The sequence below is a fragment of the Alkalibacterium sp. m-11 genome (assembly GCF_054658155.1).
The window spans coordinates 1-8,396 of sequence record NZ_BAAGIR010000086.1 but is presented as its reverse complement, the minus strand read 5'-3'; the positions used below and the strand labels follow the sequence as shown (position 1 = coordinate 8,396).

Below are 8,396 nucleotides of genomic sequence, written 5' to 3'. Positions count from 1 at the left end.
CACCCTTGTGACCTTAACTGAAACCATTCAAGTGTTTGTCAAGGGCAAATGCGGCTCCGATTGGTATAGTCAGTGGGCCTTCACCACCTTTAATTTTTAGTTTTCATAAAAAATTTGACAGTTCCTTGCGACTGGCTCGTCTTCTTCCTCTTTTTCTTCCTTATCATGTTTATAGTAATAGGCTTGTGCTTCATAAAGCTTAAAGTAATCTTTTTGCTTAGTCATTAATTCTTCGTGCGTTCCGACTTCTGTTATGTCTCCATTTTTGATGTAAATGATGCGATCACAAAAACGGGTAGACGATAGTCGGTGAGATATAAAAATAGATAATTTGTCTTTAGAAAACTGGAAGTAATCCTGATAAATCTGATGTTCGGCGATGGGATCCAAAGCCGCTGTCGGTTCATCCAGTAAGAGAACGGGTGCGTCTTTATATAAGGCTTGAGCCAGTTTCAGTTTTTGTAACTGCCCTCCCGACAAATTCACTCCATCTGGATAAACGGCGCGCACAATTTTTGTCTCGTCTCTCGATTTGAATTTTGAAATGATGTCAGTCAAGCCACTTTGTTTCAAGACACGATTATACTTTAATTCATCAAAGGGCAAGCCTTGAATGACCGTCTCTTTAATGGAATAGGTCAATAAAAATTTCTCCTGAAATACAGGCGCAAATAAAGCATAATAGTCTGAAATGTTAAACTCACTCTGAGCTACTCCGTTAATATAAATTTCTCCACTATCCGGCTTAAGCAAGCCGGCAATTAAATTAGTCAATGTCGATTTCCCAGCCCCGTTTTCTCCTACTATAGCTAAATTTTCGTAAGGCTTAATGGTTAAAGATACATTATTTATCGTTGGTGTATCATTATTCGGATAAGTATAGGACACATTTTTTAATTCGATGGACAAGGGTTCTTTTGGCAAAGCTTTGCCCTCTTCATGGTTAAATACTTGGCCCTGAGACATAAAGTCATCATATTTTTTCGTCTCGTTTAGACTCGTATTCATTTTGCCTATAGCGTTGACTAAGGTCATGATGGTTTGAGCTAAGATCGTGACAGCCCCGGCAAAGATGACAAAGCTAGAAACCGGAATCGCTCCTGCCGCAATCAATTGAACACTTCTAATATAAGATAAGGCAGATAGACCGATAATCCCTATATTTACCAGAGTACTTTCTGTCCATGTCAACCTTACTTTCGGTTTGATAATCCGGTGGTATTCCGCAATTGTTTTATCTTCAACCTGCTTGAACCAGTCTTTCATCTGGAAAATACGTACATCTTTAGTGATACGGGATTCCCCATACACTTTTCTCAAGTAACGTAATTTTTGAGAATTGGCTGCTTTCGCTTGAAATAGTTTGCGGTCCATCTTCACTTGCCATACGTTAAAGAAGACAACAATGAGCAGAAACACACCCACTAAAACAAGAAACAGAGATTCTAGTTGACTTAAAATATTGATATATAAAACAACTCCTAGAAATGAACTACATAATTCAATGATTTCCGTTACTAATCGGCCAAATAGGGTCGTATTGTTATCAGTCAATTCACTGGCATTGTTGTATCTCTCCTGCGCTTCTTTTCCTATAATGAGCGGATAATCCAGCTTCAAATACTTCGTTTCAATTTTATTTCTCATAAAATCTCTAAAATGATTCATGTTCTCTTCCTGGTATAGCATAAAATAATAGTTGCCCATTTGAGCGATTCCTATAGGAACGATTAACAAAAGCAATCTTAACAAGTAGTCTCCAATAGAAATACCTTCCAGAAGCCATTGGATAACAAATGCTGATAAAAGTAATTGCAGCAATGGCAAGGCTACATTAAATACAGTTGCAAACATAATGGCTAACAAAATGGTAGGCTTAAACTCATACAGCTCTTTAATTAAAAGTTTTGAATGTCTTATCTTTTCCTTCATCTCTATCACCTCACAGCTATCTTACCTAAAAAAATACACTTCTTTGCCAGAAGTGTATGAGTGGTTCTAATTGTGTTACGAATGGTTGTTTAAAGGGAGGGTGACTTCTGTTGCAAACACCCCTTCTTCCCACTTACGGTTCACTATTCCTTGGTACTTATTAACAGCCTGGTCAATTCGCAATAGGCCATAGCCCCGTCTGTTTACACCTTTTAAGGAAAGGAAAGCAGGTTTAGGGTTTTCAGTCATGGTGTTCGTGACACTTATGTACAAGGTGTGTTTCATTGGGGCAATGTATAAACGGATAAACGTATCTTCGTTAGCTGGCCCTGATTTGGTTGTTGCTTCAATAGCGTTATTAAGTAGATTCCCTAAAATGACCGCTAAATCGACATGTTCGATAACTAGTTCTTTAGGCGCGATGGCTGTTGCATCCAGCTCCACTCCTTGATTCTTCGCAGCTGTCAGTTTTGTATTTACGATGGCATCGATCATCGTATTTCCTGTCTGAATAATCGTGTCCACCTGATTCAATTCATTGTTCAACTGCTTGATATAGGCATCCAAATCATCAAAGCGCCGGTCTCTCATCAATGTATTCATCACTTGAAGATGATTACGGTAATCATGACGGATTCCTCTCATCTGGTTGTAGATGGTCTCCACTTCCACGGCATACTGATCCAGTTCCTGTTCTTGAACACGGTAAAAATCAAGTGCTGTTTTCATTCTGTAAATCACTACGGCACAGATAATCAGTATACTCCCGACAATCATCAGCCATACCCCATTAGTCATCATAAAACACTGCCCCTTTGTTATGCGTGACGAACCGTTCTTGAACCTGTTTGACCAATCTTCTGGAAACTGGCACTACTGCTCCATTCGACAGTTCAATATCTGTTTTTAGCAGACGGTTCATGTGGCTGACATTGACTAGGTAACTCCTGTGAGTCTGTATAAAGTCGTCGCTAAGCTCTTCTGACAATTCTTTCAATGTCCGACTGACTGTTACTGGTCCATTCAAAGTATGTATCTCACATTCCCTCCGATTAACTTCCACGTAGAGAATATCATCTAATGCTAGTTTGATTACTTCTCCTTGAGACTCGAGGGTTACTTTTTCTACTACGGCCGGCTGTCGATCCAAATGCCTCTTAAGCACACGTTTGACCTTATCTAACTCGATCGGCTTTAATAGATAATCCAGCGCCTGCACATCATACCCTTGAACAGCATACTCAGCAAAAGCTGTAGCAAAGACTATAGTCAGGTCCTTATCCGTTTGCCTGATCTTTTTTGCTACTTCCAATCCATCCGTCTGATTCATTTCAATATCGAGAAAGACCATATCCAGATCGGGATGGTCTTCCAAAGCGAACAGAAAAGCTTCACCACTGGAAAAATCAATAAGACTAACAGATAAGCTCAACCTCGCTGCAGCCTCTTTAATTAGAGAGGTCATTGTATCAACTTGAATATCTTCGTCGTCAACTATAGCTATCTTTATATGATCTGCCATTGTTTCCCCTCCTGTCAACGGATGTTGTGTCCTGATATTATCTTATCATAATAAGTCCGTCTATGACTTTTCTAACCGTAAATCATCGTATATTTTAAGTCGAATTTTGGAACTAACTATTCTTAATATTTCATATAATAATGCATAAGACACATTCGCATTAGTATATATATTTCAACAATATATATATATTGACTTAATATATATATTTTAGTATGTTTAATATATAAATGGATAGGAGGGATACGATGTTTTATAATGATGGAGTGACCAATGTGGGAAGCTATAAACTGAGAAAATCCGGGAACAGCGACATTACTACAGTCCCAAAAGAAGTCAAAGATGCATTAGAACTGGAAACAGGCGATAAAATTGAATATATCGTAGACACTAAAGGTACCGTCACAATGAGAAAAAAAGTCGAAAAACATGATATCGATTCTTTGATAGAAGAAAGTGTGGCGCAATATCATGAATTACTTGAAGAACTGGTAGAGAAATGAAGAACTACTTAACAGCTGAAGACATCATAAAAATCAATGTGTACGTCATCAAGACTTTCTCTCCAAAAGAACCTATAGGAGTCAAAGATGCAAGTGCTCTTCAAATGTCTGTGACTCAACCTAAACAGGTAGTATTTGATAAAGAGCTCTATCCCGGCGTATTAGAAAAAGCCGCCATACTGGTCATCAATTTAACCAAACGACACCCATTCTATAATGGAAACAAGCGAACAGCATGGGTTGGAATGGACCTGTTTCTGAAAATAAATGGGTATCGGACAGCTTTTCCAACTAATGAGGGGGTCGACTTCATCCTGAAGATTACTACCTCTGATGATCCATTCGACGAACTGAAACAATTTACTGTAGACTATTTAAATGAGAGTGGCTACGTCACTAAAGATTGAATACAACCTAAGGACTATCTTCTCGGATGGTCCTTTTTATTTGTCTTTATGTATGATATAGTATACATTAAGTAAGGAATAGAAGACACTTTGGAGGATAACTATGGCAAAAAACTTGAAAATGAAGGCTGCGAGAGTCGCTCTGGACATGTCTCAGAAAGACCTGGCCGATGCAGTCGATGTGACGCGTCAGACTATCAGTGCGATTGAGCGGGGAGATTATAACCCGTCGATTAAACTGTGTATACGTATCTGTAAAGTACTAAATACCACACTTGATGAATTATTCTGGGAGGGATAAGATTAATGGGAAATTTTGATGAATATCAGAAATTACTGAGATACAAATATGGATCACAAGCTTTTATGATTTTGATTTCTTTGCAATTTATAAACTTCGGTCTCGGCTTATTTACAGACTTTCAATGGGGAGAAACTAGAGAAACTGAGTATATCCTGCTTATTTTTATCCCCATACTCTATTCTTTGGTCATGTATATTTACCACGGTGCCTACTTTCTCAAACATCAGAACGGGAAACTTTATTCTATTCTGTTCTTCATCATAGGTATACTCCTTATTTCTCAAGGATTTTCACCTTATGCAGACATTGTCTCAGATGGACTCGTGACTCTAAACGCCATAGGACCTGTGAGTGGTCTGATTTGGATATCAATATCACTTTCATATGTAGTGAGAAACTTGGTGGAAAAGCGAAAGGAAGCTGATGAAGAGGATTAAATGTTTATTGCAAGGAGTTAAAAAATTGTGCAGATAACTGTCTAAGAAAGGAAAATGTATATGAAAGAGTATGATGAGTATCAAAATTTCAAACGTTATAGAAACGGGTTTTATGCTCTCTGGATTCTGGTATCACTTTATATGGGTAATCTCGTTCTAACCGGCTTAACCGATATACAATGGGCAGAAACACACAGACTTGAGTCAACCATCATTATTGTATTTTCAGTAACATGCATGACAGTATTAAATGTGTATACAGGAGCTCACTTCGCAAAATGGGAAAATCCTATAATTATTTCAATCATCAGTATAATTTCAGGATTATTATTCATGAGTAGTTCCATTTTGTCCTATCAACCCATAATTGAAGATGGAAAATTGACCATGCACGCGACAAGCTTACTTGTCGGACTTAATTTCCTGGCTTTACCCGTCACTTACTTAGTCAGAATCAGTGTAGAAAAGATAAAAGATGCGAAAACGGGTGAAGAAGAGTAAACTGAGGAAGCAAATAATAGGAGTTTAAACTGGACCTGGGGATGACACTTTAATGACTGAATCAATTTTAGCAATCACTGGACCTACATCGGGGCTCGGTCGGGGAACTGTACTCGAGCTGGTAGACACGTTTGACCGGATAGTGCTCTTATGCCGGAATCTTGAAAAAGGCGCCCGTCTTAAAGACGACCTACTGGAGCTGAACGCAAATCTGTCAGTGGATATTGTTTGGTGCGACTTAAGTGATCTGTCCTCTGTCAATGATGCAGCTAAAACTATTAAAGACCGCTACGACCATATCGACTGTCTCATCAACAATGCTGGGATAGTCTCTACTAGCAGGCAGGAAAGTGTTGATGGATATGAACTGATGATGGCGACCAATTATTTAGGTCCGTTCCTTCTGACCCATCTCCTGCTTCCTCTGGTTATGAACAGCGAGCGGAAACAAGTCATTGTGGTATCCTCTGGCGCCTACAAATTTGCGCCAATGAAACAGCCATTTTTCAAACCTAAACGATTCAGTCCCATTACCGGTTATGGACGTTCCAAGCTCGGCAACCTTTACATGGCTCAGGAACTGCATGAAAAGTACTCACGTCAAGGTCTTAAGACAACGGCCGTTCATCCAGGTATGGTCTCAACCAATCTCGGGAAATCAAATGTCAGCAAAAAAGTCGCTGACGGCATCTTCAAGCTTCTCGATCCTTTCTTTGTGACCGTTGAAGAAGGTGCCCAGTCCGTCCTTGCAGCAGTTAAAAACCCGGACACCTATGCCGGTTTCTATTCTGAAGAAGGCAAGATTACTGTCGTTAAGAAACACGGGAACGATGTCGAGATGCGCCGAGCTTTCATTGATGCGACACTTGAAGAACTGGACATCCAGGCTTTATAAAATCGACTGGACCAGTTCTCTAAGTGTAGGCAGGACCTCCTGCTCAAACCATGGGTTGCGCTTCATCCAGCCGTAGTTCAGTGGACTGGGGTGAACCAGCGGGAGATACTCAGGCAGATACTGCTTATGATTTCGGACGGTTTCGGTCAGATTTTTCTCCCGCCGTGGCCCGAGGTAATGCTTCTGCGCATAGCCTCCTACTAATATAATCGTTTCAATATTCGGCATCTCCCTAAGAATAAGGGGGTGCCATTTTTCTGCAAATCCTTTACGCGGCGGCATGTCTCCCGATTTAGCCTTGCCCGGATAATAAAAATCCATTGGAAGATGAGCGATTTTAGACGTCTCATAGAACACTTCCCGTGAAATACCCATCCACTCACGCAGCCGGTCCCCGCTTAAATCGTTCCAGAACAGCTGCGACTCCTCTGCCTTCCTTCCAGGTGCCTGGCCGATGATAGCGATTCTCGCATCTTCTGTAGCTTTAAAAAGCGGCTCGATATCACGACTCGTATACCATTCATTCATCGGATCGGCTATGATCTGATGTCTGATCTGTTCGAATTCACTCATATGACTTAGAGGCTCCTTAATTTTTATTGACAAATTAAATGGCTGGTTTAGATTCTCAGATAATTATTTCAGCCCTTATACTTTTGAGAACACTGAAGTAAAAGCTTCTCATTACAAAACGTGCTACATTAGACTCTTCATCAGTATCCCAAAGTGCTCAACTCACTACCCAAGCGCAACATCTAAAGCCATCATGACTGTAAAACCGATCATCAGCCAGATCGCAGCTAAATCCTTGTTTCCATTTTCCTGAGAGCCCGGGATAACTTCTTCAGCTACAACAAAGACCATTGCGCCTGCTGCAAATGCCAGTGCATAGGGAAGCAGAGGTTGGATCAGTGATACGAGCCATAGACCCAGCAAAGCAGAGAGAGGTTCGACAAATCCTGAAAGCTGTCCATACCAGAAGGCGCGGCCGCGTGACATCCCTTCTCGTCTTAACGGCATCGACACAGATACTCCTTCAGGAAAATTCTGCAGTCCCATACCAATGGCCAGAGTGACGGCTCCGATGAGCTGTGACATATCGCCATTCAGCGCCATCGTTCCGAAAGCGACACCAATCGCAAAGCCTTCCGGAATGTTGTGTAGCATAATCGCCAGGACTAACAAGGTACTCCGTCTGTAACTGTCCGGATTTCTTCCTTCAGCTCCTCGCTTACCGGAATCTGAACCTGTCTGACTCAATGCCGGATTCAAGTGAGGCAATAATTTATCCACTCCCCATAAGAAAAACCCACCTATCATGAATCCAATGGCTGCAGGGATCCAGGAAGGCAGCGGACCGCTCTCTGCCATTTCGATAGCGGGATCCAGAAGTGACCAGAAACTCGCTGCGATCATTACCCCTCCGGCAAACCCTAGCATGGCGTCCATCACCCGCTGATTGACTCGTTTAGCTGTAAAGACCAGCGCTGCGCCTGCCGCAGTCATTCCCCATGTAAATAATGTTGCCAGCAGCGCCTGTATTGTTGGACTTAATTCCACAAACCAGTTCCACATCTTTATCTCTTCCTTTTCATCAGTTGTAATGGTCTTATTATACGCTTAATTTCTAAAAATTAGTATCCTTCTGCCTGTTTTAGGACTTCTCTGATTCTCAGTTGAACTACCCCCACTTTCGCTCACGCTTAGAAGTGGGAGATTCCTGGGAACAAAGTAGACTTGACACACTTGTTTAATAGAGTATCAGCGGTTGCTTTTATTTACCAGGCTACCCCCGTAGTCCCTACGGTTGGAGTGTGTTAGACAAACTGTAGTATTTTAATGCCTTCGTTTAAAATATTGATACTTGCATTGATATCTCTGTCATGATGCGCTTT

11 protein-coding genes are annotated in these 8,396 nt (G+C 41.0%); 6 read left to right on the top strand and 5 right to left on the bottom strand.

Annotated elements, in window-relative coordinates:
- Window positions 1-96 precede the first annotated feature (96 nt).
- The 3 genes from ACYQ2O_RS08730 to ACYQ2O_RS08720 all read right to left on the bottom strand — a co-directional run bounded on the left by ACYQ2O_RS08730 (window position 97) and on the right by ACYQ2O_RS08720 (window position 3,454).
- A complete protein-coding gene (locus tag ACYQ2O_RS08730) occupies window positions 97-1,932 on the bottom strand; it encodes an ABC transporter ATP-binding protein (protein ID WP_459796438.1) in 1,836 nt (611 codons plus the stop codon).
- Window positions 1,933-2,007: 75 nt separating this feature from the next.
- Window positions 2,008-2,733 carry a sensor histidine kinase gene (locus ACYQ2O_RS08725; RefSeq protein ID WP_091268407.1) on the bottom strand — a complete coding sequence of 242 codons (726 nt, stop codon included), beginning with the start codon at window positions 2,731-2,733 and terminating at the stop codon, window positions 2,008-2,010.
- Window positions 2,723-3,454 (bottom strand): LytR/AlgR family response regulator transcription factor, encoded by a 732-nt coding sequence (locus ACYQ2O_RS08720; RefSeq protein ID WP_459796437.1) that lies wholly within the window; start codon window positions 3,452-3,454, stop codon window positions 2,723-2,725. The genes ACYQ2O_RS08725 and ACYQ2O_RS08720 overlap by 11 nt, the downstream gene beginning before the upstream one ends.
- A 248-nt stretch (window positions 3,455-3,702) precedes the next feature.
- Here ACYQ2O_RS08720 and ACYQ2O_RS08715 point away from each other — a divergent pair, with 248 nt between their 5' ends.
- The 6 genes from ACYQ2O_RS08715 (at window position 3,703) to ACYQ2O_RS08690 (ending at window position 6,501) form a co-directional block, all read left to right on the top strand.
- Window positions 3,703-3,957, top strand: a complete 255-nt coding sequence (locus ACYQ2O_RS08715) for an AbrB/MazE/SpoVT family DNA-binding domain-containing protein (RefSeq protein ID WP_459796436.1) — start codon at window positions 3,703-3,705, stop codon at window positions 3,955-3,957.
- Window positions 3,954-4,364: a type II toxin-antitoxin system death-on-curing family toxin gene (locus tag ACYQ2O_RS08710; protein ID WP_459796435.1), complete on the top strand. Its 411-nt coding sequence runs from the start codon at window positions 3,954-3,956 to the stop codon at window positions 4,362-4,364. The genes ACYQ2O_RS08715 and ACYQ2O_RS08710 overlap by 4 nt, the downstream gene beginning before the upstream one ends.
- 103 nt (window positions 4,365-4,467) lie before the next feature.
- Window positions 4,468-4,665, top strand: coding sequence for a helix-turn-helix transcriptional regulator (locus ACYQ2O_RS08705; RefSeq protein ID WP_459770099.1), 198 nt, complete (start codon window positions 4,468-4,470; stop codon window positions 4,663-4,665).
- 5 nt (window positions 4,666-4,670) lie between these two features.
- Window positions 4,671-5,105 (top strand): hypothetical protein, encoded by a 435-nt coding sequence (locus ACYQ2O_RS08700; protein WP_459796434.1) that lies wholly within the window; start codon window positions 4,671-4,673, stop codon window positions 5,103-5,105.
- A 60-nt stretch (window positions 5,106-5,165) separates the two neighbouring features.
- Window positions 5,166-5,606: a hypothetical protein gene (locus tag ACYQ2O_RS08695; RefSeq protein ID WP_091480280.1), complete on the top strand. Its 441-nt coding sequence runs from the start codon at window positions 5,166-5,168 to the stop codon at window positions 5,604-5,606.
- Between the two features lie 52 nt (window positions 5,607-5,658).
- Window positions 5,659-6,501, top strand: coding sequence for an SDR family NAD(P)-dependent oxidoreductase (locus ACYQ2O_RS08690; protein ID WP_459796432.1), 843 nt, complete (start codon window positions 5,659-5,661; stop codon window positions 6,499-6,501).
- On the opposite strand, the gene ACYQ2O_RS08685 is transcribed toward ACYQ2O_RS08690, so the two are convergent.
- Both ACYQ2O_RS08685 and ACYQ2O_RS08680 read right to left on the bottom strand, forming a co-directional pair.
- On the bottom strand, window positions 6,496-7,074 hold the full coding sequence (locus ACYQ2O_RS08685) for a uracil-DNA glycosylase family protein (protein ID WP_459796431.1): 579 nt from the start codon (window positions 7,072-7,074) through the stop codon (window positions 6,496-6,498). The genes ACYQ2O_RS08690 and ACYQ2O_RS08685 overlap by 6 nt on opposite strands.
- Before the next feature lie 165 nt (window positions 7,075-7,239).
- Entirely contained in the window at window positions 7,240-8,076 is an 837-nt protein-coding gene (locus ACYQ2O_RS08680; RefSeq protein WP_459796430.1) for a ZIP family metal transporter, read from the bottom strand.
- Window positions 8,077-8,396 lie beyond the last annotated feature (320 nt).